The organism is Prevotella sp. CAG:592, from assembly GCF_000436015.1.
GTDB lineage: Bacteria > Bacteroidota > Bacteroidia > Bacteroidales > Bacteroidaceae > Prevotella > Prevotella pectinovora.
In genome coordinates this window covers 905-1144 of sequence record NZ_FR892555.1, presented here as the reverse complement: position 1 = coordinate 1144, position 240 = coordinate 905, and the positions used below count along the sequence as shown (strand labels likewise).

At 50.8% G+C, this 240-nt stretch carries 1 protein-coding gene; it reads right to left on the bottom strand.

Translation table 11 applies throughout. From position 1 onward, the window contains the following. On the bottom strand, positions 1-240 hold a 240-nt coding region (locus tag QVO99_RS04435; RefSeq protein ID WP_288176959.1), incomplete at both ends, for a hypothetical protein.

Here is a 240-nt window from a genome sequence, read left to right as displayed (position 1 = left end):
AAGGCTGCATCCTTCTGGCAAGCCTTCAGCAGGAGGGCAAACTGGCTCAACTGCTTGGCACGGGTGTCGAGGTCGATACCCGTGAGGTTGTGGCTGAAGATATTCTCCACAGCCTCTCCACGACCATAGCCTTCGGCAATATAAAGGTCATAGAGCAGGTCGAAACATTCGTTGAGAATATGACCAGAACCGCAGGCAAGGTCTGCTACCTTTAAATCCTCTAATTCGTCGTACTTCAAG